Annotated in this window: 26 protein-coding genes and 1 pseudogene; 10 read left to right on the top strand and 17 right to left on the bottom strand. The window is 66.8% G+C overall.

The annotated features are described in order from the left end of the window. Nucleotides 1-76: 76 nt before the first annotated feature. The gene (locus ACFOLG_RS11015) at nt 77-1,960 is read right to left on the bottom strand and encodes a ribonuclease catalytic domain-containing protein (RefSeq protein WP_386091673.1); all 1,884 of its coding nucleotides are present in this window, start codon (nt 1,958-1,960) and stop codon (nt 77-79) included. 134 nt (nt 1,961-2,094) lie between these two features. Between ACFOLG_RS11015 and ACFOLG_RS11010 the strand changes: the two genes are divergently transcribed. Continuing rightward, nucleotides 2,095-3,651, top strand: coding sequence for a GGDEF domain-containing protein (locus tag ACFOLG_RS11010; RefSeq protein WP_386091671.1), 1,557 nt, complete (start codon nt 2,095-2,097; stop codon nt 3,649-3,651). Nucleotides 3,652-3,736: 85 nt separating this feature from the next. Here the strand turns inward: ACFOLG_RS11010 and ACFOLG_RS11005 are convergent, their stop codons facing one another. The 4 genes from ACFOLG_RS11005 to ACFOLG_RS10990 all read right to left on the bottom strand — a co-directional run bounded on the left by ACFOLG_RS11005 (nt 3,737) and on the right by ACFOLG_RS10990 (nt 6,651). After that, complete coding sequence (locus ACFOLG_RS11005; protein ID WP_386091669.1) at nt 3,737-4,507, bottom strand: DeoR/GlpR family DNA-binding transcription regulator; 771 nt, start codon at nt 4,505-4,507, stop codon at nt 3,737-3,739. Between the two features lie 185 nt (nt 4,508-4,692). After that, entirely contained in the window at nt 4,693-5,475 is a 783-nt protein-coding gene (locus ACFOLG_RS11000) for an outer membrane protein OmpK (RefSeq protein WP_386091667.1), read from the bottom strand. Nucleotides 5,476-5,671: 196 nt separating this feature from the next. Further along, nucleotides 5,672-6,001, bottom strand: a complete 330-nt coding sequence (locus ACFOLG_RS10995; protein ID WP_386091665.1) for an MGMT family protein — start codon at nt 5,999-6,001, stop codon at nt 5,672-5,674. After that, nucleotides 6,001-6,651 carry an MBL fold metallo-hydrolase gene (locus ACFOLG_RS10990; RefSeq protein ID WP_386091663.1) on the bottom strand — a complete coding sequence of 217 codons (651 nt, stop codon included), beginning with the start codon at nt 6,649-6,651 and terminating at the stop codon, nt 6,001-6,003. The genes ACFOLG_RS10995 and ACFOLG_RS10990 overlap by 1 nt, the downstream gene beginning before the upstream one ends. Before the next feature lie 99 nt (nt 6,652-6,750). Here ACFOLG_RS10990 and ACFOLG_RS10985 point away from each other — a divergent pair, with 99 nt between their 5' ends. From ACFOLG_RS10985 to ACFOLG_RS10970, 4 genes are all read left to right on the top strand, one after another. Then, entirely contained in the window at nt 6,751-7,572 is an 822-nt protein-coding gene (locus ACFOLG_RS10985; RefSeq protein ID WP_386091662.1) for a class I SAM-dependent methyltransferase, read from the top strand. A 10-nt stretch (nt 7,573-7,582) separates the two neighbouring features. Then, entirely contained in the window at nt 7,583-8,455 is an 873-nt protein-coding gene (locus ACFOLG_RS10980; protein ID WP_386091660.1) for a LysR family transcriptional regulator, read from the top strand. A 277-nt stretch (nt 8,456-8,732) separates the two neighbouring features. After that, a complete protein-coding gene (locus ACFOLG_RS10975; protein ID WP_386091659.1) occupies nt 8,733-9,275 on the top strand; it encodes a metal-dependent hydrolase in 543 nt (180 codons plus the stop codon). Further along, complete coding sequence (locus ACFOLG_RS10970; protein ID WP_386091657.1) at nt 9,272-9,823, top strand: hypothetical protein; 552 nt, start codon at nt 9,272-9,274, stop codon at nt 9,821-9,823. Before ACFOLG_RS10975 ends, ACFOLG_RS10970 begins: the two co-directional genes overlap by 4 nt. Before the next feature lie 155 nt (nt 9,824-9,978). On the opposite strand, the gene ACFOLG_RS10965 is transcribed toward ACFOLG_RS10970, so the two are convergent. The 8 genes from ACFOLG_RS10965 to pdxH form a co-directional block, all read right to left on the bottom strand. Continuing rightward, nucleotides 9,979-11,205, bottom strand: a complete 1,227-nt coding sequence (locus ACFOLG_RS10965) for a D-serine ammonia-lyase (RefSeq protein ID WP_386091655.1) — start codon at nt 11,203-11,205, stop codon at nt 9,979-9,981. Between the two features lie 89 nt (nt 11,206-11,294). Then, entirely contained in the window at nt 11,295-11,558 is a 264-nt protein-coding gene (locus ACFOLG_RS10960; RefSeq protein ID WP_386091653.1) for a GIY-YIG nuclease family protein, read from the bottom strand. A gap of 52 nt (nt 11,559-11,610) precedes the next feature. Beyond that, a complete protein-coding gene (locus ACFOLG_RS10955; RefSeq protein WP_386091651.1) occupies nt 11,611-12,792 on the bottom strand; it encodes an aminotransferase class I/II-fold pyridoxal phosphate-dependent enzyme in 1,182 nt (393 codons plus the stop codon). 74 nt (nt 12,793-12,866) lie between these two features. Continuing rightward, a complete protein-coding gene (locus ACFOLG_RS10950; RefSeq protein WP_449369286.1) occupies nt 12,867-13,403 on the bottom strand; it encodes a YbhB/YbcL family Raf kinase inhibitor-like protein in 537 nt (178 codons plus the stop codon). A gap of 91 nt (nt 13,404-13,494) precedes the next feature. Next, nucleotides 13,495-14,304, bottom strand: a complete 810-nt coding sequence (locus tag ACFOLG_RS10945; RefSeq protein WP_386091649.1) for a helix-turn-helix transcriptional regulator — start codon at nt 14,302-14,304, stop codon at nt 13,495-13,497. A gap of 96 nt (nt 14,305-14,400) precedes the next feature. Beyond that, nucleotides 14,401-14,727, bottom strand: a complete 327-nt coding sequence (locus ACFOLG_RS10940; protein ID WP_386091648.1) for a hypothetical protein — start codon at nt 14,725-14,727, stop codon at nt 14,401-14,403. Continuing rightward, a complete protein-coding gene (locus ACFOLG_RS10935; RefSeq protein ID WP_386091646.1) occupies nt 14,727-15,206 on the bottom strand; it encodes a YehS family protein in 480 nt (159 codons plus the stop codon). Before ACFOLG_RS10935 ends, ACFOLG_RS10940 begins: the two co-directional genes overlap by 1 nt. A 223-nt stretch (nt 15,207-15,429) precedes the next feature. Beyond that, nucleotides 15,430-16,071: a pyridoxamine 5'-phosphate oxidase gene (gene pdxH, locus ACFOLG_RS10930; protein ID WP_386091644.1), complete on the bottom strand. Its 642-nt coding sequence runs from the start codon at nt 16,069-16,071 to the stop codon at nt 15,430-15,432. A gap of 259 nt (nt 16,072-16,330) precedes the next feature. Here pdxH and hemA point away from each other — a divergent pair, with 259 nt between their 5' ends. Further along, the gene (gene hemA / locus ACFOLG_RS10925) at nt 16,331-17,584 is read left to right on the top strand and encodes a glutamyl-tRNA reductase (protein ID WP_386091642.1); all 1,254 of its coding nucleotides are present in this window, start codon (nt 16,331-16,333) and stop codon (nt 17,582-17,584) included. After that, the gene (prfA, locus tag ACFOLG_RS10920; protein ID WP_386091640.1) at nt 17,584-18,660 is read left to right on the top strand and encodes a peptide chain release factor 1; all 1,077 of its coding nucleotides are present in this window, start codon (nt 17,584-17,586) and stop codon (nt 18,658-18,660) included. Before hemA ends, prfA begins: the two co-directional genes overlap by 1 nt. 274 nt (nt 18,661-18,934) lie before the next feature. On the opposite strand, the gene ACFOLG_RS10915 is transcribed toward prfA, so the two are convergent. From ACFOLG_RS10915 to ACFOLG_RS10900, 4 genes are all read right to left on the bottom strand, one after another. Then, nucleotides 18,935-19,240 (bottom strand): panthothenate synthetase, encoded by a 306-nt coding sequence (locus ACFOLG_RS10915; protein ID WP_386091638.1) that lies wholly within the window; start codon nt 19,238-19,240, stop codon nt 18,935-18,937. Nucleotides 19,241-19,429: 189 nt separating this feature from the next. Continuing rightward, nucleotides 19,430-20,287: a septal ring lytic transglycosylase RlpA family protein gene (locus ACFOLG_RS10910; protein ID WP_386091636.1), complete on the bottom strand. Its 858-nt coding sequence runs from the start codon at nt 20,285-20,287 to the stop codon at nt 19,430-19,432. 43 nt (nt 20,288-20,330) lie between these two features. Further along, nucleotides 20,331-20,795 carry a tRNA (uridine(34)/cytosine(34)/5-carboxymethylaminomethyluridine(34)-2'-O)-methyltransferase TrmL gene (gene trmL / locus ACFOLG_RS10905; protein ID WP_386091634.1) on the bottom strand — a complete coding sequence of 155 codons (465 nt, stop codon included), beginning with the start codon at nt 20,793-20,795 and terminating at the stop codon, nt 20,331-20,333. A 38-nt stretch (nt 20,796-20,833) separates the two neighbouring features. Beyond that, a complete protein-coding gene (locus tag ACFOLG_RS10900; RefSeq protein ID WP_386091633.1) occupies nt 20,834-21,553 on the bottom strand; it encodes a ComF family protein in 720 nt (239 codons plus the stop codon). Nucleotides 21,554-21,610: 57 nt separating this feature from the next. On the opposite strand from ACFOLG_RS10900, the gene bioB reads away from it, so the two are divergent. The 3 genes and pseudogenes from bioB to ACFOLG_RS10885 all read left to right on the top strand — a co-directional run. After that, nucleotides 21,611-22,594 (top strand): biotin synthase BioB, encoded by a 984-nt coding sequence (bioB, locus tag ACFOLG_RS10895; protein ID WP_386091631.1) that lies wholly within the window; start codon nt 21,611-21,613, stop codon nt 22,592-22,594. 110 nt (nt 22,595-22,704) lie between these two features. Beyond that, nucleotides 22,705-23,856: an 8-amino-7-oxononanoate synthase gene (bioF, locus tag ACFOLG_RS10890; RefSeq protein WP_386091629.1), complete on the top strand. Its 1,152-nt coding sequence runs from the start codon at nt 22,705-22,707 to the stop codon at nt 23,854-23,856. Between the two features lie 104 nt (nt 23,857-23,960). After that, a pseudogene (locus ACFOLG_RS10885) lies at nt 23,961-24,289 on the top strand (diguanylate cyclase); the annotation flags it as partial.

Here is a 24,289-nt window from a genome sequence, read left to right as displayed (position 1 = left end):
CCGGCTGCCGACGTGACCAGGCCCCGCCATGGCGGGGCCTGGTCACGTCCGTTGCGGCCAACGTTGGCCGCAACGCTTAGGCCTGTTCGGCTTCGTCCTGCGGCAGCGTCTTGCGCTCCAGCACCGCCAGGTAGCGGCACTCGAGCTCCTGTTGCAGCTCGTCGATGCGCACGATCTGCAGCTGGATGCGGTCGCCGTTGCTCAATTCCGGCAGGCCGCCGATGCGCAGCCGCAGCGGCACGCCGTCCACCCGCACCAGGTCTTCCTTGATGTAGCTGGCGGTCGGCTCGCTGATGCCCTGCTGGCTGAACCAGCGCAGGCACCAGAAGTGTTCCATCTTGTCCTGGAAGCCGAGGTAGGCGCTGTAGGCGGCGTCGAAGTCGCGCAGCATGGCGAACAGCATGGCGTCGCCCTGCTGGTACTGCGGCGTTTCGCCGCGGATCATCGCGGTGAGCTGGCGCTGGTTGATGAAGTCGGACGCGCGGCGCAGCGGCGAGGTGCTCCACGCGTACTGCTGCACCCCCAGGCCGACGTGCGGTTCCGGGCGGGTGGTCATGCGCACCTTGCCCATGCTCTGCGCGCGGTACATGGCCGGGATGTCGGCCTCGGCCAGCATGCGACCCCACTCGCTGTTGGCCAGGATCATCAGCTCGGACACCAGTTTGTCCATCGGCGAGCCGCGCTTGCGCACGCTGATGAGCACCTTGCCGTCCACCACGTTGAAGTTGTAGTCCACCTGCGGCGGGCGGTTCGGATCCGGGGTCTTGCCGCGGAACGCCTCGCGGGCGGTGGCGAACTGCCACAGCCACACCAGTTCACGCTTGAAGGCGTAGTCGGGGCCGAAGCCGTCTGCGGCCAACGTTTCCTCGTTGAACACCTGCTCCAGCTGGTCATGGCGCAGGTTGGCGGCGATGGGCACCAGCTCGATGCGGTTGTCGAAGTCCAGCAGTTCGAACGCCGGGGAGACCTCCACGTACAGGCTCAGCGCCGGGCAGTTCTGGCCTTGCTGCAGGGTGAAGGTCTGCACCACGTCGTCCGGCAGCATGGTGATCTTGTCGCCGGGGAAGTACACGGTGGACAGGCGCTGGTGCACGATCTTTTCCAGCTCGGAGCCCGGTTCGATGCCCAGCGTCGGCGCGGCGATGTGGATGCCGACGCGGATATTGCCGTTGTCCAGCCACTGCACCGACAGCGCATCGTCGATCTCGGTGGTGGCGGCGTCGTCGATGGAGAACGCCTGCACCGCGGCCAGCGGCAGCGCGTCCGGCAGGCTGGCCGGCGCGTAGTTGCCGAAACCGGTGCCCTTGGGGAAGTGCTCCAGCGTGAAGCCGGCCATCAGGTAGTCCGGCACCGAGCTGATGCCGCCTACCTTGTCGGCCAGGCGCAGCGGCGGCAGGCCGGTGGCCTTGCAGGCCTGGTCGAAGGCCTTGAATTCCAGCGTGTTCTTGTCCGGGCGGTACAGCAGCGTCATCAGCTGGCTGCGGATGGCGTCCGGCAGCGCGCCAGCGGCCAGCTCGGCGGCCAGCAGGTCGATGTGTTCCTGCTCGCGCTTCTTGCGTTCGATGCCGGCCAGCGCCGCTTTCAGCGTTTCTTCCGGCGCGGCCTTGAAGCTGCCCTTGGCCTTCTTGTAGAAGTACATCGGCGCGGCGTACAGCCGCAGCAGGATGGCGGCGTTCTCCAGCGCGCTGGGGGCGTGGCCGAAGTAGTCGGCGGCCAGCGCCTCGAAGCCGAACTCGTCTACACCGCAGCATTCCCACAGGAAATCCACGTCGATGTCGGCAGCGATGGCTTCGGCGGCCGGCAGGAAGTCCTGCAGCGGGCTGCTGAATTCTAGGAATACGTTGGCCGCTTTCAGCTTGGTGCGCTTGCCGTGCTGGGTGTCGATCTGCAGGCTGGCTTCGGCGCGCGAAACCACGCTGCCTACCTTGAAGCTGCCGCTTTCTTCGTAAAAGACGTTCATGCTGCCGTTGCAGAGCCAGGCTCTGCCCTGTCCGAGGGTGAAAACGGGCAATTATAGCAGCTGAGCCCCTTCGCCCGGCGGCCGCCGGCTATACTCCGGTGATTCTGTTGCAATAGTTTCTTACTCGCATGTCGATGCCCGTTTCGCAAACCCTGGTCAGCCTGGCCCAGGAAATGGACCACGCCGGCCAACAGCTGCTGCTGCGCTGGGATCCGGAGCTGGCCCGCCGTTTCAGCGCGCTGAGCCAGTGCCTGCAGGGCCTGGCCGAGCAGGCCGGTGCCGAGCCGTTGCAGCGCGCCAACGAGGAGCTGGCCACCCTGCTGCGCAACTGGGGCAAGCGCCGCCACGGCAACGACGACATCCTGGCGCTGCGCCAGCATCTGTCGCTGGTGACACAGCTGGCCAGCCTGCCGCTGCCCAGCTTTCCGCCGCCGGGGGCGGGCCCGGTGCCGCAGAGCCACCGCCTGTTCCTGCTGCTGCCGCCGGGGCAGGCGCCGGCGCCGGGGCTGCAGGAGCAGCTGGCCTGCTTCGGCTACGTGCTGGACGTGTTCGACAATGCGCACACGCTGCAGCAGGCGCTGTTCCTGCACGAGCCGGGCGCGCTGATCGTCTACGACGAGTTCGACGCCGACGGCGTGGCCGCGCTGGCGTCGCCGCCGGCCTGCCCGTTGCTGTTCACCAGCCCGCGCCGCGATTTCGCCGCCCGGCTGCAGGCGGTGCGCGCCGGCGGGCAGGGCTTCCTGGGTTGGCCGCTGGTGGTGCGCGAGCTGCTGGACGCGCTGACGCTGCCGATGACGCCGGACCGGCGCAACCCGCTGCGCGTGCTGCTGGTGGAGGACATGAGCTCGCTGGCCGGACTGTACGCGGCGGTGCTGAACCGGCACGGCATGGTGACCGAGGAGATCACCCGTCCCAGCCAGACGCTGGAGGCGATCGAGCGCTTCCGCCCGGACCTGATCCTGATGGACCTGTACATGCCGGAGTGCGATGGCCAGGCACTGGCGCGCATCATCCGCCAGCAGCGGCTGATGGACGGCATTCCCATCATCTTTCTGACCATGGAGAAGCGGCCGCACATGCAGCTGGACGCGCTGGCGCTGGGGGTGGATGGCTACCTGACCAAGCCGGTGTCCAGCGAGGAGCTGGTGGTGACGGTGAGCACCCGCGCCAGCCGCTACCGCCAGCTGCGCTCCTATATCTCCACCGACAGCCTGACCGGGCTGCTCAACCACAGCCACCTGTTTGCGCGGCTGGAATACGAATTCGCCCGCGCGCAGCGCGAACGCCGGCCGCTGAGCATGGTGATGCTGGACCTGGACCACTTCAAGCGCGTCAACGACAGCTACGGCCACCAGGCCGGCGACGAGGTGCTGGTGAGCCTGTCGCGCTTCCTGCGCGAGCGGCTGCGCCGCAGCGACCTGATCGGCCGCTACGGCGGCGAGGAGTTCGCCATCGTGCTGCCGGGTATGGGGCTGGAGCAGGCGACGCGGCTGCTGGACGACCTGCGCGAGGCGTTCGCGCGGCTGGAGCAGGTGTCGCCGCGCGGCCGCTTCCGCCAGACCTTCAGCGCCGGGGTATGCAGCAGCGACGGGGTGTGGGACGTGGTGGCGCTGGTGCAGCGTGCCGACAGCATGCTGTACCAGGCCAAGGCGGCCGGGCGCAACGGCGTGGCGAGCTGGCCGCGGGAATAGGCATCGGACCCGGCCGCCGGCAGTGGCGGCAGCGGCAAACAACAAGGGCGCCAGCGGCGCCCTTGTTTTTACATGCGGCCAACCTTTACAGCGGGTCGGCCAGGTACATGCGCACGCCGTGGTCTTCCAGCAGCTTCTTCAGGCTTTCCGGCGGCATCGCGTCGGTGAAGATGGCGTTGAATTCGCTGATGTGGCCCATGCGCACTAGCGCATTGCGGCCGAACTTGCTGTGGTCGGCGGCCAGGAAGCGGTGGCGGGCGTTGTTCATCATCGCCTGCGCCACGCGTACTTCGCGGTAGTCGAAGTCCAGCAGCGAGCCGTCGGTCTCGATGCCGGAGACGCCGATCACCGCGTAATCCACCTTGAACTGGTTGATGAAGTCCAGCGTCGCCACCCCGGTGATGCCGCCGTCGGAGGCGCGCACCACGCCGGAGGTGATCATCACCGTGAAATCCGGGTTGGCCGACATGATCGACGCCACGTGGATATTGTTGGTGATCACCCGCAGCCCCTTGTGGGTGGCGGTCAGTGCCTGCGCCACCGCCTCGATGGTGGTGCCGATACTCATGAACAGCGAGGCATGGTCGGGGATGTTTTCCGCGATCATGTCGGCGATGTGCGCCTTCTCGCTCTGCAGCTTGCCCTTGCGCGAGAAGTAGTCCTCGTTCTCCACGCTGTTGCCCAGCGCGGCGCCGCCGTGATAGCGGCGCAGCAGGTTGGCTTCGCACAGCTGGTTGATGTCGCGGCGGATGGTCTGCGGCGTCACGTCCAGCAGGCGTGCCAGTTCTTCGATCGGCATGAAGCCGTTTTCGCGTACCAACTGCAGGATTTTGTCGTGTCTGGGTGATCGGCTCATGGCGGCGAGTTCGAAAGCGAAAATTATCCTTAGTCTTTATCACACTAATTGCGCATCAGGCAACTTCTCAGCGTCATAAACGAAAGTCGTAGAACGCAAAAAACGCCAGTACATCAAGGCACTGGCGTTTTTGTTGCATTGCAAAATAAAAGCAAGCAGCTGTGGTTTTCGCGGCCTGTCGGCGCTTAGAAGTTGTACTTCAGGGTGGAGATCAGCGCGTTCTGGTAGCTGGCGGCGCCCAGCTTGTGGTCGGCGTAGCGGTAGCTCACGCCGGCGGTGATCGCCTGGCTGGCGTTCCACCACAGCGATACCGCGCCGTTGTTGGCCAGCTTGCGGGCGCGCACCACTTCGCCGTCCTTGGCCATGGCCAGGTACTGGTCTTCGCGGGCGAATTCGATCTCGTGCCATTGGGTCAGCATCAGCGACTGGCCGGCCAGCTGGAAGCTGTAGCCCAGCACCCAGCCGCCCATCATGCCGTTGCGGTGGGCGCCGACGCCCTGCTTGAACTCCTGGTGCGCGCCGAGGAAGGGCTTGATCCAGAAGTTGCCGCTGGACAGCGCAGTGCCCAGGCCCAGCACGCGGTTCTGGTCGTAGAAGTCGGCATCGCGGAAGTCGTAGACGTGGGCGTACAGCTGCACCGGCAGCTGGCCGATCTGCGCCAGGTTGGCGCGCGCCACCAGCTTGGAGGCGTAGCGGCGGTTCTGGCCGGCGTCTTCGTGAGTGCTCTTGTCCGGGTTCTCGATGTCGACGAAACCGTACAGCTCACCCCAGTTGCCGCCCATGCCGCCTTCGGCTTCCAGGTAGCCGAAATCGTTCTTGCCGCCGAACGGGCCTTTTTGCGTGCGTTCCTGGGTGCCGTCGGACCAGTCCAGCCAGTTGGCGCTGATGTTGCTGAAGGAGTAGTCGGCGTGGGCGAAGCCGGCACAGGAGGCCAGTGCCAGGGCGAGCAGGGTAGTGCGAGTGTTCATGGTGTGCTTCTATTGCTTGCGTGGTGGAGAAAACGCGCGGCGCCAGAGCATGATGTTTGATGGGCAAACACTTGTTTGCCTGGCGCCGCGGGGCGCGGAGCATAGCAGAAGCCAGCAAAAAACCGGCGCTATTGGCCGGTTTTTGCATGAAAACTGTCGCATTACTGTCGTGAAGCAGACATTTAATGACAATGTTTCATGATTTTGGAATAAAAAATTGTGCCAGCCAGCCGTAGCGTTTCAGGTTCACCCGCCCGCCGGCGCCGACTTCCACGCCGTCCTCTTCCAGCAGCAGGATCTGGTAATCCGCCTCCGCCGTGCCGGGGCGCGCCACCTTGCCGCTGCCGCTGAGGACGCGGAACCACGGCCAGCCGCTACCTGCCGGCGCATTACCCAGCAGTTTGCCCACGTGGCGGGCATGGCGCGGGTAGCCGGCCAGCGCCGCCAGCGTGCCATAGGTGCTGACCTGGCCGGGCGGAATCGCCAGCAGCTGCGCCAGCACCGCGCGTTCGAAGGCGGCGTCCATCAGCCGTAGCGGCGGTCGGCCACGAAGGGGTTGCTGCGGCGCTCGTCGCCGATGGTGGTGAACGGGCCGTGGCCGGGCACCACCGTCATGTCGTCCGGCAGCGCGAACAGCTTGCCGCGGATGGCGGCGATCAGCTGCTCATGGTTGCCCATCGGGAAATCGGTGCGGCCGATGCTGCCCTGGAACAGCACGTCGCCCACCACGCACAGGTTGGCCGCACGGCTGACGAACACCACGTGGCCCGGGGTGTGGCCGGGGCAGTGCAGCACCTCCAGCACCTCGTTGCCGATGCTGACGGTGTCGCCTTCCTCCAGCCAGCGCTCCGGCGTCAGCGCCGGGCTGGGGGCAAAGCCGAACATCTGCCCCTGCTGCGGCAGCTGGTCCAGCCAGAAGCTTTCCGCGCGCTGCGGGCCTTCAATCTGCACCCCCAGCGCATCGGCCAGCGCACGGGCGCCGCCGGCATGGTCGATATGGCCGTGGGTGAGCAGCAGCTTGCTCACGTTCAGGCCCTTGGCGTCGATAAAGGCGCGGATGCGGGCGATGTCGCCGCCGGCATCCACCACCGCCGCTTCATTGCTGACATCGCACCACAGCACGGAACAGTTCTGCTGGAACGGGGTGACCGGAATGACGTGAAGCTGCAAGGCCATGATCTGCTACCTGAAAACGGGAATAGCGCATTGTAAGCCAGCCGGCCGGCCCCTTGACCAAGGCGCTACAATAGCGGCAGTGAAAATCGAGAAAACATCATGAGCCTGATCCCGGAAATCAAACCGCAGCAGTCCATCGAACTGCTGAAAGAACTGCACATCCTCACCCGCGACGGCAAGATCAACCAGGACACCCGCCGCAAGCTCAAGCAGGTGTACCACCTGTACCAGTTCATCGAGCCGCTGATGGCCGACGTGCTGGCCAGCAAGGGCAGCCTGACGCTGGCCGACCACGGCGCCGGCAAGTCCTACCTCGGCTTCATCCTGTACGACCTGTTCCTGAAGGACAAGGCGGCCGCCCACGTCTACGGCGTGGAAACGCGGCAGGAGCTGGTGAATAAATCTGTAGACCTGGCGCAGCGGCTGGGTTTTGCCGGCATGAGCTTCCTCAACCTCAGCGTGGAGCAGTCGATTACTTCCGACGAGCTGCCGGCGCAGGTGGACATCATCACCGCGCTGCACGCCTGCAACACCGCTACCGACGACGCCATCCGCTTCGCGCTGGCCAAGGACGCCAAGTACATCGTGCTGGTGCCGTGCTGCCAGGCCGAGGTGGCCGCCGTGCTGCGGCAGAAGAAGAACGAGACCTTCGGCAAGACGCCGCTGTCCGAGCTGTGGCGCCACCCGATCCACACCCGCGAATTCGGCAGTCAGCTCACCAACGTGCTGCGCTGCCTGCAGCTGGAGGCGCGCGGCTACCAGGTAACCGTTACCGAGCTGGTGGGCTGGGAGCACTCGATGAAGAACGAGCTGATCATCGCCAAGAAGGTCGGCGGCGCGAAAAAGAGCGCGCGCGAACGGCAGGAAAGCATCCTGCGTGAGCTGAACCTGGAAGAGCTGCGCGAGCGCTTCGCCTACTGAGGCGGCAGTAATGGTGCGCCGACTGGATGCCAGCCTGCTGGCCGACCTGTGGTTCTTCCACGCCGTGGCGGAGTGCGGCGGCTTTCGCCGTGCCGCCGAACAGCTGGCCGTCACCCAGGGGGCGGTGAGCCAGCGCGTGCAGCGGCTGGAAGCCCGCCTGCAGCTGCGCCTGCTGCAGCGCGGCGGTCGCACGCTGCAGCTCACCCCCGCCGGGCAGCAGCTGTTTGCCGCCTGTGACAGCGGCTTCGATACCGTGGCCACCACGTTGGCCGCATTGCAGCGCGAGGCGGCGCCGGCCAGCGTGCGGCTGGCGGCACCGCCGTCGCTGGCGCTGGAATGGCTGCTGCCGCGGCTGGGGCGTTTCGCCCGCCTGCACCCCGAAATCAGCGTCGATCTGCTGGCCGACAACCAGCCGTATAGCCAGAGCGCCATGCGCCAGGCCGGCATCGACCTGGCGTTGCGCTACCTGCCGCAGGCGCCGCAGGATGCCGCCTTCGTGCTGCCCGAATACGGTTTTCCGGTGGCGGCGCCAGGCCTGATTGCTGGCCAGCTGCTGCACGACGATGCGCCATGGAGCAGCCCGGCGCCGGCCGGCAGCGAATGGGCGCTATGGTTGGCCGCATACGGCCGACCACGCGGCAGCACTGCCGGCGAGCGCCACTTCAACCAGGCACAGCTCGCCTACCGCAGCGCCCAGGCCGGCGAGGGCGTGGCGCTGGGGCGCCAGCTGCTGGTGGCGCGCTACCTGCAGGATGGCAGCCTGTGCCGACTGGATGAGCATCCGCCGCTGCTGCTGGGCTACTACGCGCTGTATCCAGTTGGTGCGAGCGAAGCCGCACAAATACTGGCGGACTGGCTGTGCGGCGAGATGCAGCGGGGGTAGGGTGGCCTTTGCCCACCCTACGTCCGGCGTTAGCTGCAATGACATGGCAAAGGTTGGCCGCAAGCTGTTTACCGCTTGCGGCCAACCTTTTTTTGACTGACCCCACAATGAGGGGCGGGTAGCCCGGACAAGCGCAGCGCATCCGGGGAAACGGTGGGTATGTCGGCCCCGGATGTGGCGTTGGCTTATCCGGGCGACGCATGCATGCCGCTGCGAGGCCAGGGTGCTCTGCTAACATGCCAACGGCTTGTTTGACCGGATAACCCAAGGAGTCCGCATGCCTTCCATTCTTTCCCACCCCGCAGTGCCGCTGGCCATCGGCCTGGGGCTGGGTAGCCGCATCATTCCCCGGCCGCTGCTGCTGGCCGGCGTGCTGCTGTCGATACTGCCGGATCTGGATGTGCTCGCCTTCCGCCTCGGCATTCCCTACGGTGATGCCTTCGGCCATCGCGGTTTCAGCCACGCGCTGTTCACCTCGGCGCTGCTGGCGCTGCTGCTCGGCTGGTATTGCCGGCGCCATGCGGCCAACGCCTGGCTGGCCGCTGGCTATCAGTTTGTCGCCATGGCCTCGCACGGCCTGCTGGATACGCTGACCACCGGCGGCAAGGGCGTGGCGCTGTTGTGGCCGTTCAGCGACCAGCGCTTCTTCGCGCCGCTGCAGTTCATCCGCGTGTCGCCCATCGGCGTGGGCCGCTTCTTGTCGGAGCGCGGCCTGGCGGTGCTGATCTCCGAGTTGCAGTGGGTATGGCTGCCCGCCATTGCGCTGGGGCTGCTGATCGCGTTGTGGCGGCGGCGCCTGTTGCGGGGGGCGATTGATTGAAAACGGTGGAGGAGGCGGACAGGATGCAAGGGAAAGAAAAAAGGCTGCGCACGCTGCCCAAGGCCGAAGCGGAGGCCATGCTTGCCCAGTTCCCGGCGCTGGCGCACGTGCGGGAAAACGGGGATAGCGGCATGGCGCGCCTGGCCATCTCGGTGTTCGACCATTGGCTGCGCTCCAGCCACGAGTGGCCGCTGCTTGATTGCTCTCACGGGCCGGAACGGATTGCTCGCGACCGCAAATGGCAGGCGCACTGGCAGGCGCTGTTTGATGCCTCCGAGGTGTATACCGTGCGGCCTCGCGGACGTTGGCCGCATAAGCAGCGCTTGCAGCTGAAACAGTACCGGGACCGGGCGTTCTTTCTGCAGCAATGCCGCTTCAACCCGCTGCTTGCCCCTCGTCAGCTGGTGCTGCTGCCCGAATTTGATTGCATCTACTGCGAGTCGTGGGACGATACCAACGTGGCCTTTTTCCACTCGCGCGACAAGGTACAGAAGCTGGTCGATCTGGCGCAGGCTTGTGGTCTGCACTGTCTGTCGTTTGTCGACTGACGAGACTTTCGCCGCCACACAGGGGGCCAGCTGTGATGCGCCGCCGGGAAGCATGCAAGCGGGCGTTGGCCACGATCAAACGGCAAAAGGTTGGCCGCAAGCCCCTAACGGTTTGCGGCCAACCTTTTTCATGCCGTCTCCTTCGGGGGCGGTGTCTACTCCGCCAGCAGCGGTAAAAACACCTCGTCCGGCAGGCCGTTGCCGCCGGTGGTCCATACCACCGGGGTCGCCGCGCCCGGCCATTGCGCCGCTGCCAGCTGGTGGGCGACGAAGCCGGCGGCGGCGGACGGCTCAAGCCGCAGGCCGTGCTGGCGCCACTGGTGGCGCAGTTCGGCCAGCAGGCTGGCATCGCTGACGGTGACCACCGCGTCGATCAGCGGGCCGACGATGCCGGCCACGGTGGCCGAGGCGCGCGGCACTGCCAGGCCGTCGGCCACGGTGCGGTTGTCGAGGCCGATGTCGTACACCGACAGCGCATCGTCGCCGCTGGCCAGGCGCAGCAGGAAGCAGGGCGAGGCCACCGGTTCCACCAGCACGCACTGCACCGCGTCGCCGAACAGGCATTTCAGGCCGAAGGCCACGCCACCCGGCGCGCCGCCCACGCCGCAGGGCAGGTAGACGCGCAGCGGCTGCTCGGGCGTTGGCCGCAGGCCGGCGGCGGCCAGTTGCGGCGCCAGATCCCAGGCCGCGGCGGCATAGCCGAAGAACAGCAGCAGCGAGCTTTCGTCGTCGATGAAATAGGCGTGCTCATCGCTGGCGGCGCTGTCACGGGCGGCGGCCACCGCCAGCGCGTAGTCGCCCTGGTGCTCCACCACGCCGGCGCCCAGCGCGCGTAGGCGCTGCTTTTTCCACTCCTTGGCGTCGTGCGACATGTGCACTTCCACCCCCAGTCCCAGCGCGCGCGCCATCACCCCCACGCTGTAGCCGAGGTTGCCGGTGCTGCCCACCAGGATGCGGTGCCGCGCGAACAGTGCGCGCGCCGGCGCCCCGGCCAGCACGGTGTAGCTGCTGCCGGGTGGCAGCAGGCCGGCGGCCAGCGCCAGCTCCTCGGCATGGCACAGCACTTCATACACCCCACCGCGCGCCTTGATGCAGGCGGTGATCGGCAGCGCGTGGTCGGCCTTCACCCACAAGGGTTGGCCGCAAGTATCGGTTTGCGGCAGCAGTGGCGAATCGATGCGGCCGTCGGCGGCCACGCTGTCCGGGAACAGTCGCGCCAGCAGCGGCGCGAAACGCTGCCAGCGGGCGATGGCGGCCTCGATGTCGGCGCGGCCATAGGCGCAGGCAGCCAGTGCGTCGGCGGCGGGGCGCAGCGTGGGGTTGTGCCACAGCAGCGGCTGCGCCTGGCGCAGGCCGGCGGGCAGGGTGTCGAGGTGGGACATGGCGGACTCCGGTTCGGCAATGGCTGGCAGTGTGGGCCGCCGGCACGCCGGCGGCAAGCCAGCATTACTGCTGCGTTTGATTAGCCTGGCTAATAGGTTGCTGTGCTCAGCTGCGCCGCCAGCCAGCTGCGCTTCTGCGCCGCGCTCATCGCCTTTACCGCCAGTTCGGCGCGCAGCGCGGCACCCTTGTCGGCAAACGGCAGTACCAGCGCGATGCGCTCCGGCGGAAAGCTGCGGGTGTAGCGCGCGCCCTTGCCGGCCACATGCGCGGCGTAGCGCTTGTCCACGTTGTTGCTGATGCCGGTGTACAGGCTGCCGCCACGGCATTCCAGCACGTACAGGAACCAGCTCATGAGGCGAAAGGTTGGCCGCAAGGCGTGCGGCCAACGTTTTGTGCTGCGGGGCTCACTCGGCCAGTGCCTGTTGCAGGTCGGCGATGATGTCGCGGATGTCCTCGATGCCCACCGAGCAGCGTACCAGCCCGCCGGGAATGCCCAGCGCCACGCGTTCCGCCTCGCTGCATTCCACGTGGCTGGTGGTGCTGGGCACGCCCAGCAGGGTGTCCACCGAGCCCAGGGTGGCGGCGCGGATCAGCAGCCGGCAGCGCGGCAGCAGGCGGCGTACCGCGGCGTCGCCGCCGGCCAGCTCGAAGCTGAGCACGCCGCCGAAGCCCTGCATCTGCTCGCGGGCGATGGCGTGCTGCGGGTGGGTCGGCAGGCCGGGGTAGTTCACCCGCGCCACCGCCGGCTGCTGTGCCAGCCACTGTGCCAGCGCCAGCGCGTTGTCGTTGTGCTGGCGCATGCGCAGCGCCAGGGTCTTGATGCCGCGCAGCAGCAGGAAGGCGCTCATCGGGTCCAGGCAGGCGCCGTGGATCTCGCGGTAGTGGCGGATGCGGCCGGTCAGCACCTGGCTGCCGCACACCACGCCGCCCATGGCGTCGGCGTGGCCGCCCAGGAATTTGGTGGCGCTGTGCAGTACCAGGTCGGCGCCGAGTGCCAGCGGGTTCTGGTTCAGCGGGGTGGCAAAGGTGTTGTCGATCACCACCAGCGCCCCGGCGGCATGGCCGGCGGCGGCCAGGCGGCGGATGTCCTGTACCTTCAGCAGCGGGTTGGTGGGGGATTCCAGATACAGCAGCTGGCAGCCGCCGGCCAGTGCCGCCTCGAAAGCGTCGGCATCGGTGGTGTCGCACAGCGTGACCTGCACGCCCCACTGCGGCAGGGTGTGCTGCAACAGGTAATGGCTGCCGCCGTAGGTGTCCTTGCCGGCCACTACGCGGGCGCCGGGTTGCAGCAGCGCCAGCAGGGTGCTGCTGATGGCGGCCATGCCGCTGCCGAAAGCTACCGCCGCCGCCGCGCCTTCCAGTACCGCCAGCTTGGCTTCCAGCGCCAGGGTGGTGGGGTGGGCGGTGTTGCGTGCGTACAGCGGGCCGGGGGCCTCGCCGCGCGCCACCTGCTCCCAGCTGTCCACGTCCGGGTAGCCGTGGGCGATGCCGAATTCGATGGGTACCGCCAGCGCGTCGTGCGGGCGGTGCGCATCCTCGCCGGCGCGGACGGCCAGCGTGGCGGGGTGCAGGGGGGCGTGGGGCATGGCAGGCTCCGGCGTGGGGGATCGTGCCGCATGCTGGTGGCGTGACGGCGGGCTGTCAAGCCGCGCCGCCGTGCTCAGCGGCCGTAGAGCGTGGTAAGCGTGGCCTTGCCCAGGCTGTTGGCGTTCAGCATATAGCCCACCAGCGCCGGGCTGCTGTCGGCGCCCAGCTCCAGCTTGTCCACCTTCAGCGCATGCACGGTGAAGATGTAGCGGTGCGGCTTGTCGCCCGGCGGCGGGCAGGCGCCGCCGAAGCCCGGTGTGCCGTAGTCGGTGCGGCTTTGCATGCTGCCGGCGGGCAGCGCGCCGCCCGGGTTGCCGGCGCCGGCGGGCAGGCTGCTGGTGCCGGCCGGCAGGTTGAACAGCACCCAGTGCCACCAGCCGCTGCCGGTGGGGGCATCCGGGTCGTAGACGGTAACGGCGAAGCTCCTGGTGCCGGCCGGCGCGTGCTGCCAGTGCAGTGCCGGCGACACATTGCCGCCGTTGCAGCCGAAGCCGTTGTATTCCTGCGCCTTGGCCATCGGTTGGCCGGCTTGCAGCTGCGGGCTGTCGACTTCGAAGGCCATGGCCGGCAGCGCGGCCAGCAGCAGGGTGGAAAGCAGAAGGCGGGTCATGATGCGGCTCCTTGTGGTGGTGACAAGGACAGTATGGTTGGCCGCAAGCGCGCTGGCGCGCCGCGAGGGTGCAGCGGCTGTGCGCAAATGCTCAGCCTGCGCTGTCGCGCTGCAGCCGCAGCCGGCTGGGGCTGACGCCGAAGCGCTGGCGGAAGGCGGCGGCAAAGCGCGACGGCGACTGGTAGCCGCAGGCGGCGGCTACCAGGGTCAGCGGCTGCTCGCCGGCATTAACCATGCCCAGCGCGCGCTCCATGCGCACTTCATTGAGCAGGGTGGAGAACGAGGTGGCCTCCGCGGCCAACCTGCGGCGCAGCGTGGCGCTGCTCATGGCCAGGCCGCTGGCGATGTCGCCGGCCTGCCAGTCGCGTGCCGGGTCGAAGGCCAGCAGGCTCTGCACCTTGGCGCGGACATCCTGCCGCGGCAGGCGGAACAGTTCGGCGCCCTGGCGCGCCGCGGCCAGCGCCAGCATCAGCCCCTGCCAGGCATGCTCGGCCTGCGCCGCGCCCAAGGTGCCGGCCTGTGCCGCCGGCAGCAGCGCCTGCAGCCGGGCCAGCGCCTGGCGTGCTTCGCTGTCTGGCTGGAACACCGGCCCGTTGTCCGGCCATGGCAGCGCTGGCAGCTGCGGGCCGTATTGCGCCAGCAGCCGCTGCAGCCAGTGCTGCGGCTGCACCAGGGTCCAGGCGCGGTAGCCGCTGCCGGCGCCCGGCTGGTTGATGATCTCCACCGTCTGGCCGCCGGGGATAATCAGCCAGCTGCCGGCCGGGCAATGCCAGCTGCCGCTGCGGGTGACCAGCTGTTTCTCGCCGTGCTCCACCGCGATCAGCAGGGTGGATAGCACCGGCACCTGCGCCAGGCGCTGGCGCTGCAGGCAGCGGAAGATGAACAGCGGCAGGTCGGACATGGGGCGGCCTCGGGCGGGAATGCGCTCATGCTGCCGCAGCGGCCGGTGCGCGGCCAGTGGCGTGAGCGTTCGGGGGCAGTGCTTGCGCGTTGCGGTTCAGTGCTGCCGCTGCAGCCACGCCGAGACCGAGGCTTGCCAGTCATCGGGGCGGCCTGCGGCCAGCGTGTGCAGCTGCCCGCCCAGTTGCAGGCGGGCGGAATCGGCATCGAACCACAGCTCGCCCTCGGCAAAGCGGCGGTACGGCTGCGGCTCGCTGGCCATGGCGGCGAAGCTCAGCTTCTGCCAGCCGCCAGCACCCGCCGGCTGCCACAGCCAGTGGTACACCGCGTCCGGCTCGCTGCCGGCGGGCAAGTCCAGCCGTTTCACCTCCAGCAGGGTGCCGCCGGCGCCATGAAAACCGTACAGGCAGGCCAGCGGCAGCATCAGGCGCCCTTGGGTTGCGCGCCGGGCCGCAGCTTGATGGCCAGGCCTTTGAGCAGGTAGCGCAGGAACTGGTCGCCGCACTGGCGGTAGTTCTTGTGGCCGGGCTTGCGGAACAGCGCGCCCACTTCGGCGCTGGACACCTTGAAGCCGGTGAGTGCCAGCAGCGCCTCGATGTCGTCCTGCTTCAGCTCGAACGCCACGCGCAGCTTTTTCAGGATGTCGTTGTTGGCCAGGCGCAGCAGCGGCGCCGGCGGCGGCGCGTCGTCGCGGCGGCCGCGGCGCTCGATGATCAGGCCGTCGAGGAAGGCGGACAGCAGCTCGTCGCTGCAGGGCAGGAAGCCGGCTTCGTCTTCCTTTTTCAGCAGCGCGGCAAAGTCGTCGTCGGCATACGGCTCCACGTGCTGCAGGATGGCCAGCAGGTGCGCATCGCTGATATTGAGGATGAAGCGCACGCTGCGCAGGATGTCGTTGTTGAGCATGGGGGTCCGTTCAATGAAAACAGGCCGCGAGTGCGGCCAGGGTGCGGGGCACCGGATGATTTGTAGAACCTGTTTACGATCTCGCGAGCTAGGGCGAGACAAGGCGAAAACGTGAGGGGCGCGGAATTGACATGAGGTCAATGCGCATCACTGAGTCGAATTCAACGCGGTATCGCCCCAGCGTAGCTGATCGAAAAAAGCTCAGCAGATCGTAAGCAGGTTCTCAGGGTGCCAGCCGGCTGCGGCGCCAGCCGGCATCCTCCTGCAGCGTGTACAGCACGCGGTCGTGCAGGCGGCTGGGGCGGCCCTGCCAGAATTCCACCCGGTCCGGCACGATGGCGTAACCGCCCCAGTGCGGCGGGCGCGGCACGTTCAGCGGGTGTTTCAGGCCGAAGGTGGCGGCGCGGGTCACCAGCACGCTCTTGCCGTCGATCTCGCTGCTCTGCTCGCTGGCCCAGGCGCCGATGCGGCTGGTGTAGGGGCGGCTGGCGAAATACTCGTCGGAAACCTCCGGCGCCACCGGCTGTACCTTGCCCTCGATGCGCACCTGGCGTTCCAGCTCCGGCCAGAAGAAGGTGACGGCGATATAGGGGTTGGCCGCCAGCTGGCGACCCTTGCGGCTGTGATAGTTGGTGTAGAACACCAGTTGGCCGCTTTCCACGCCCTTGAGCAGCACGATGCGCGCCGACGGGCGGCCGTGTTCGTCCACCGTGGCGATGTGCATGGCGGTGGGCTCGATGACTTCGGCGGCGATGGCTTCGTGCAGCCACAGTTCGAACTGCGCCACCGCATCGGGCAGGCAGTCGTCGGGGGATAGTTCTTTCTTGCTGTATTCCAGGCGGATATCGGCGAGATTCAGCGGCATGGGCATCTCCTTGACTGGCGACATGATACCTGCAGGCGGGCATGCCGGCACGTCGCCCCGGCGCGCTAGCTGGTATAGAATGCCCGCTTTCCAATTGCGCGCCTCAATGAGTGCGTTCACGATCTGCTGCGCTTCGGCGATACGGCGTTAAAAACGCCTTCGGGATGCTCATTTACTATCTGTAAACTCCGCTCCCTCAGTCGTTTTCGCCTTGTCTCGCTCTAGCTCGCGAGATCGTGGATAGCTCTATACCCTGCCCATGCAGCTGCTTGCCATCGGTCTGAACCACCACACCGCTCCGCTCGCCATCCGCGAGCGTCTGGCCTTTCCGGCCGAGACGCTGACGGCGGCGCTGGCGCAGCTGGTGGAATCGCATGCCGCGCGCGAAGCCACCATCGTCTCCACCTGTAACCGCACCGAGCTGTACTGTGCCACCACCCAGCCGGAGGAAGTGCTGCGCTGGCTGGTGGGCTATCACGATATGGCGCTGGGCGAGGTGGCGCCGTACCTGTACCAGCTGGATGCCGCCGAAACCGCGCGCCATGCCTTCCGCGTGGCCTCGGGGCTGGATTCCATGGTGCTGGGCGAGACGCAGATCCTGGGCCAGATCAAGGACGCGGTGCGCAGCGCCGAGCGCGCCGGCACCATGGGCAGCCTGCTCAACGGCCTGTTCCAGAAGACCTTCGCGGTGGCCAAGGACGTGCGCAGCCAGACCGCGGTGGGCGCCAGTTCGGTATCGATGGCCGCCGCCGGGGTGAAGCTGGCCGAGCAGATCTTTGCCTCGGTGAGCGAGCTGAACGTGCTGTTCATCGGCGCCGGCGAGATGATCGAGCTGGTGGCGACGCACTTCGCCGCCCGCCAGCCCAGAAAGATCACCGTGGCCAACCGCACGCTGGAGCGCGGCCAACGTTTGGCCGCCGAGTTCGGCGGCAATGCCATCACCCTGTCCGAGCTGCCCGAGCAATTGCAGCACTACGACGTGGTGGTCAGTTCCACCGCCAGCCAGCTGCCCATCATCGGCAAGGGCATGGTGGAGCGCGCCATCAAGGCTCGCCGCCACCGGCCGATGTTCATGCTCGATCTGGCGGTACCGCGCGACATCGAGGCCGAAGTTGGCCGCATGGACGATGTCTTCCTGTACACCGTGGACGACATCGCCAGCATCGTGGAAGTGGGCCAGCAGGCGCGCAACCAGGCGGCGGAAGAGGCCGAGGCCATCATCAACCACCGCGTGGTGGAGTTCGTCGACTGGCTCAAGCGCCGCGAATCGGTGCCGCTGATCCGCGCGCTGCGCGATGAATCCGAACGCATCCGCCGCCACACCCTGGACGCGGCGCTGAAGCAACTGGCGCGTGGCGACGCCCCCGAAAAAGTGCTGGAAGCGTTGTCGCTGCAGCTCACCAACAAACTGATGCACCCGCCGACGCAGGCGCTGTCCACCGGCAGCGGCGCGGCGCACGATGCGCAGGTCGAACTGATCGCGCGTCTGTATCGCTTACACCCGGAGCAGTAATGAAACCGTCGATTGCGGCGAAACTGGCCACGCTTTGCGAGCGGCTGGAAGAAGTCACCCATTTGCTGGCCGCCGAAAACGCCACCGCCAATATGGACGCGTTCCGCAAGCTCACCCGCGAGCATGCCGAGCTTACCCCGGTGGCAGAGGCGTTTCAGGCCTTCCGCCAGTGCGAGGCCGATATCGACACCGCCGGCGAGCTGCTGGCCGACCCGGAGATGAAGGAGTTCGCCCAGGCCGAGATCGACGAAGCGCGCGAGCGCATGGCGGCGCTGGAAGTGGAGCTGCAGAAACTGCTGCTGCCCAAGGACCCGAACGACGACAAGAACATCCTGCTGGAAATCCGCGCCGGTACCGGCGGCGACGAGGCGGCGCTGTTCGCCGGCGACCTGCTGCGCATGTACACCCGCTACGCCGAGCGCAACCGCTGGCAGGCGGAGATCCTGTCCGCCAGCGAATCCGACCTCGGCGGCTACAAGGAAGTGATCGTGCGCATCGCCGGCGACGGCGCCTATTCGCGGCTGAAGTTCGAATCCGGCGGCCACCGCGTGCAGCGCGTGCCGGCCACCGAAACCCAGGGGCGCATCCATACCTCCGCCTGCACCGTGGCGGTGATGCCGGAGGCGGACGAGATTGCCGAGGTGGTGCTGAACCCGGCCGACCTGCGCATCGATACCTACCGCGCCAGTGGCGCCGGCGGCCAGCACATCAACAAGACCGACTCCGCGGTGCGCATCACCCACCTGCCCACCGGCATCGTGGCCGAGTGCCAGGACGGCCGCTCGCAGCATGCCAACAAGGCCAGCGCCATGCGCGTGCTGGCGGCGCGCATCTACGATATCCAGCTGCGCGCGCAGCAGCAGAAGGAGGCGGCGGAGCGCAAGAGCCTGATCGGCTCCGGCGACCGCTCCGAGCGCATCCGCACCTATAACTACCCGCAGGGCCGCATCACCGATCACCGCATCAACCTGACGCTGTACAAGCTGGACTACGTGATGGACGGCGACATGGTGGAGCTGACCGAAGCGCTGCTGGCCGAACGCCAGGCCGAGCTGCTGGCGCAGTTGGCGGAGTAAGCGTTGCGGCCAACGTTGGCCGCCAGCGGACACAACAAGGGCAAGCCATGCGGCTTGCCCTTGTGCTTTTGGCAAAGTTGTGGCGCGCAGCGCCAGGGCTTGGTGGTGTGAATGGTGAGGCTGCCGACGCCATGACCCGGCAGCAGCGGCCCGGCTTGGCCGGGTCCGGCGGGTAGCGGTCAAGGCCGGTGTTTGCAGCCGGCAAGCCATGCGGTTTGGCCTGGTGCTTTTGGCCAAGACCTGGCGCGTAACGGAAGGGCGTGCTGACGCGCGGCTAGCCCCAGCGTTTGCCGATATCCGCCAGCCCGGCCTGCTGCAGATCGGCCGGCGTCATCACGATACGGAACTTGCAGTCGGCGTTGAAGCTGAGGAAGAACGGCTCGGCGAGCGCCGGCACGTCGGACGGCTTGGCCACCTCCACCACGAACAGGCCGCAGCGGTGGCCGTCCTGCTCGGTGAAATAGGCCGCTTCCGGACGGATGCCGTCCATGATGCGCTCCAGGATGGCGCCGGCCTGGCCGCTGCGCACCAGCGAGTTGAACGGTTCGTGGGGGATGTCCACGGTGAGTAGCATCTTCATGGCTTGTCTCCAGTGTGGCTAACGGCGGGCAGCGCTGCCCGCCCGTGCTAGAGGCATAGGCCATTTGCCGCGTGGCGGCGGGGTATTTTCCGGGGTTGTCGTATGCCATCGGCGAAACCCGAGGCGGCGGGCAAATAAAAAACGCGAGGCAGCTGCCTCGCGTTGTTGTTTACCGTGTCGCTAGCCGGCCTAGCGGGTGATGACGGGGGAGACGTTGAGCGCCACTGCGGCCTGCAGCGCTTCATGGTCGTCGCCGAACGGGCCCATGCGGACGCGGTACAGGCCGTCCTGGTTCACGATGCCCAGCTTTTCGTCATGCACGTTGGCCGGATCGGCCAGCAGGGTCTTCAGCTCGGCCTCGGCGGCGGCCAGGCGGCTGAACGACGCCAGTTGCAGGTAGAAGTTGTCACCGTTGGCCGCACGCTGCTGCGCCGGCGGCTTGGTGGCGATGCGCTCGCTGCCTTCCACCGGGAACACGCGCTCCACCACCACCTTGCCGAAGCCGCTGTTGACGATGCCCAGCTTGTGCGCGGCGGCATAGCTCAGGTCCATCAGGCGGCTCTTGTGGAACGGGCCACGGTCGTTGATGCGCACGATCACCGATTCACCGTTCTTCAGGTTGGTGACGCGGGCGTAGCTCGGAATCGGCAGCGTCGGGTGCGCGGCGGTCATCGCGAACATGTCGTAGCGTTCGCCGGAGCTGGTCTTGCGACCGTGGAACTGCTTGCCGTACCAGGAAGCCTTGCCAGCCTGGCGGTAGGGCTTGTCCGAGGCATCCGGGCGGAAGCTCATGCCCAGCGCGGAGTACGGTTTGTTCGCCGAGGCGATCAGCGGCTCATTTTGCGGGATGGCGTCCGGTATCAAGTCCAAGTTGACCGGGGTTTGCTGAGCCGGGCCGTCGTTCTGGAAGTAGGCTCCCGTGTTGACGGCGGATTTTTTGTAACTGACCTTGGCGGTCTGCGTGGCAGTCGCCGGTCTGACGGTGGTACAAGCCACCAGCAAAGCACTGATGAACACTAGCCACAGCCATCGGTAAAAAGGTTTCATCACCTCTCCTATGCTGTTGTGCCAACGGTGAGTTGCGTGCGCGCTAGTTTCCTCCGGCAAAATCATGCTGGCGCCAGGCTTCGAACACGAGCACGGCGACGGCGTTGGAGAGATTCAGGCTACGCGATTCGGGCCGCATCGGCAGTCGCACCCGCCGCGTAGACGGGAGCGTGTCGAGAATCTCGGCGGGCAGGCCGCGGGATTCGGGACCGAACAAAAGTACATCGCCGGGTTGGAAGGCGATGCGGTCATGCCGGGTGGCACCCTTGGTGGTGGCCGCAAAGATGCGGCGCTCGCCAAGGTGAGCCAGACAGGCTTCCCAGTTCTCGTGGATCACCATGCGGGCGTACTCGTGATAGTCGAGTCCGGCGCGTTTCAGTTTGGCGTCTTCGAGCGGAAAACCCAGTGGCTTGACCAGGTGCAATTCACAGCCGGTGTTGGCACAGAGTCGAATAATATTGCCCGTATTGGGCGGTATTTCCGGCTGGTAGAGAACAACGGTAAACATCGTTGCGGGGCGAATATTCTAGTAAATCAACAGGTTGGTCAAGCATGACGAAAATGTGCCCTCGCCAGCACCCATGCTTCCACCCGTTTTGCCCCTGCTTTTTTCAGGGTTTTGGACAGGGCGTGCAAGGTGGCGCCGGTGCTTGCCACGTCATCGACGATGACAAGGAACAGGCCGTCACAGCGGTGTTTTACGCCGAAGGCATCGCGCAGGTTGGCCAGCCGTTCGGCACGGTCCAGACCCGCTTGCGGCACGGTGTTGCGTTTGCGCCAACACAGCTCGCGAGCCACGGGAGCGCGCATTGTAACAGCCAGGCTGGCCGCCAGCGCATCCGGCAGGTTGAAGCCGCGTGCGGCCAACCTGGCGGCGGCCAGCGGCACCGGCACGATCAGGTCCGGCGCTGGCAGGGCCGGATGGCGCTGCAGCAGGCTGGGCATCAGGCTGGCCAGCGCGCCCTGCAGCGCCGGCTGTGGGCCGTATTTGCAGCGGCCGATCAGGCCATCCAGCGGGTAGTCGTAATCGTAGGCGGCCAGCAGGCGCTCGAACGCCGGCTGCAGCCGCTGGCAGTCGCCGCAGGGCGCGTTACCGCTGTGCACCAGCGCCTGGCATTGCGGACAACGGGCGGCGGTTTGATAGCGCAGGCTGGGGCGGCAGGCCGGGCACAGGCCGGCGGGCGCCGGACGTTGGCCGCACAGCAGGCAGTGCTGCTCAAATAATACGCAGTTGTCAAGAAGCTGGCGAAGTTGGTTTGACAGCATGCGGCGGCCCCCGGCAACATTGCCTAGTTTTTACTCTAATTTATGACGGTAGCACAGATGACCCAGGCCTCCATCGCTTTCCAGCGCCCGCCCAAACTGCACCCGGAACAAGCTCTGTGGAGCCAGCAGGAGGTCGAGGCGCTGTACGACTTGCCATTCATGGAACTGGTGTTCCGCGCCGCCGAGGTGCATCGCCAGCATTTCGATCCCAGCCGGGTGCAGCTGTCCACGCTGGTATCGATCAAGACCGGCGGCTGTCCGGAGGACTGCGGCTACTGCCCGCAGTCGGCGCATCATGAAACGCCGGTGGAAAACCAGCCGATGATGACGGTGGACGAGGTGGTGGAAGCGGCACGCCACGCCAAGGCCAACGGCGCCGGCCGCTTCTGCATGGGCGCCGCCTGGCGCGGGCCGAAGGATGCCGATCTGGAAAAGACGCTGGACATGGTGCAGCAGGTGAAGGCGCTGGGGCTGCAGACCTGTGCCACCTTCGGCCTGCTGAAGGACGGCCAGGCGGAGAAGCTGAAGGATGCCGGTCTCGACTACTACAACCACAACCTGGACACCGCGCCGGACAAGTACGCCGACATCATCCAGACCCGCGACTACGAAGACCGCCTCGATACCCTGGGCAAGGTGCGCAGCGCCGGGCTGTCGGTGTGCTGTGGCGGCATCGTCGGCCTGAACGAGACGCGCGAGCAGCGCGCCGGGCTGATCCTGCAGCTGGCCAACCTGGACCCGCAGCCGGAGTCGGTGCCGGTGAACAATCTGGTGAAGGTGACCGGCACGCCGCTGGACGGCGCCGAGGCGCTGGACTGGACCGAGTTCGTGCGCACCATCGCCGTGGCGCGCCTGACGCTGCCGAAGAGCTACATCCGCCTGTCTGCCGGCCGTCGCGAGATGCCGGAAGCGATGCAGGCGCTGTGCTTCCTGGCCGGCGCCAACTCCATCTTCTACGGCGACAAGCTGCTGACTACCGGCAACCCGGATGTCGACGCCGACCGTGCGCTGATGGACAAGCTGGGCCTGCAGCCGCTGTAACACGGCGGCAATCTTAGATGCCGCTGTTGGCGCTACACTGCGCCACCGAACAAGCACCTTGCCGCCGGCGGGTGCTTTTTTATCGACTATCGCCCTGAAAGGTTGGCCGCATGCGTCCCGACGAACTCGATTCCGCCCTGAGCGCGCTGGCCGCCGAGCACCGCCTGCGCCGCCGCGCCACGCTGCAGTCGCCGCAGGGGCCGCGGGTGAGCATCGACGGCCGCGACTACCTGGCGTTCGCCAGCAACGACTACCTCGGCCTCGCCAACCATCCGGCCATCCGTGAGGCGATGCAGCAGGCGATCGAGCAGTGGGGCGTCGGCGGCGGTTCCTCGGCGCTGGTGGCCGGGCATTTCGAGATCCAGCAGCAGGCCGAGGCGGCGCTGGCCGCTTTCGTCGGCTGCGAGGCGGCGCTGCTGTTCGGCTCCGGCTATGCGGCCAACCTGGGGGTGATCACCAGCCTGGTGGGGCGCGGCGACGCGGTGTTTGCCGACCGCCTCAACCATGCGTCGCTGAATGATGGCTGCCTGCTGTCGCGCGCCGCGTTCAAGCGCTTTCGCCACAACGATCTGGCGCAGCTGGAACAGCTGCTGCGCGACACGCCGGCGAAGACCCGGCTGATCGCGGTGGACGCGGTGTACAGCATGGACGGCGACGAGGCGCCGCTGCGCGAACTGCTGCAGCTGGCCGAGCGCTACGATGCCTGGCTGTATCTGGACGACGCGCACGGCTTCGGCCTGCTGGGCGACGGCCACGGCGCGCTGCTGGAGTACGCGCTGCACCACCCGCGGGTGGTGTACATGGCCACCTTGGGCAAGGCGGCCGGGGTGGCCGGCGCCTTCGTGGCCGGCAGCCGCCAGCTGATCGACTGGCTGGTCAACAGCGCGCGCACCTATATCTTCACCACCGCGCATCCTCCGGCGCAGGCGGCGGCGATTCTGCGCAGTCTGCAGCTGATTGCCGACGATAAATGGCGTCGTCATTTAATTGAAGAGCATATTTCAACGCTGCGCGCCGGGCTGCGGGCAACTTCTTTGTCGTTGTGCTCTTCCCGTTCGCCAATTCAACCGATTATTATTGGCAGCAATAAGGAAGTCTTGAAGCTGGCGGAACAGCTGCGTGCGCGCGGGATCTGGGTGCCGGCGATCAGACCGCCCACGGTGCCGGCAGGGAGCGCGCGTTTGCGCGTATCGCTGTCCGCCGGGCATACACGCGACGACGTCGCAGAGTTGTTAGCCGCATTACTATCAGTAATTAGTTAAAACTGCTGCTTCATTTGTTGTAAAAAACTGCCAATATAAAAACAGCCACTGTGCATGGGGGGATGCCTCATGCAAACGCTCACGAGTGGGTCTACACGAACTGTATGAACAGTACGGCTGATTTCCTGTTTACACCGGAAGAAGCTGCCGAAGCGGCGCTGGATTTTCTGGCGCGCTTGCAGGCTCCTGACGGTGCAACAGTCTGGGGGAAGATAGGCACCGTCTGGCATTGCCTGGCCAGACGGGGCGATACCGCTTGTCTGCCGAAGCCGGACAAGCTGCACGCCGCTGCCAGCCTGCCGGACCACGTCCGCCTGCACCGGCTGGGCAGCGAGAGCGCCCCGCTGGGCTGGCTGCTTTGGCACGGTCACAAGGCGGCCGACGAACTCACCTCGCGGCTGGCCTACCTGCTGTCCGGCCATCTGCTCGGCGC

It is taken from the genome of Vogesella facilis (assembly GCF_042648525.1).
Classification (GTDB): Bacteria; Pseudomonadota; Gammaproteobacteria; order Burkholderiales; family Chromobacteriaceae; genus Vogesella; species Vogesella facilis.
The sequence above is the reverse complement of the archived record's forward strand: the minus strand, read 5'-3'. Positions and strand labels throughout refer to the sequence as shown.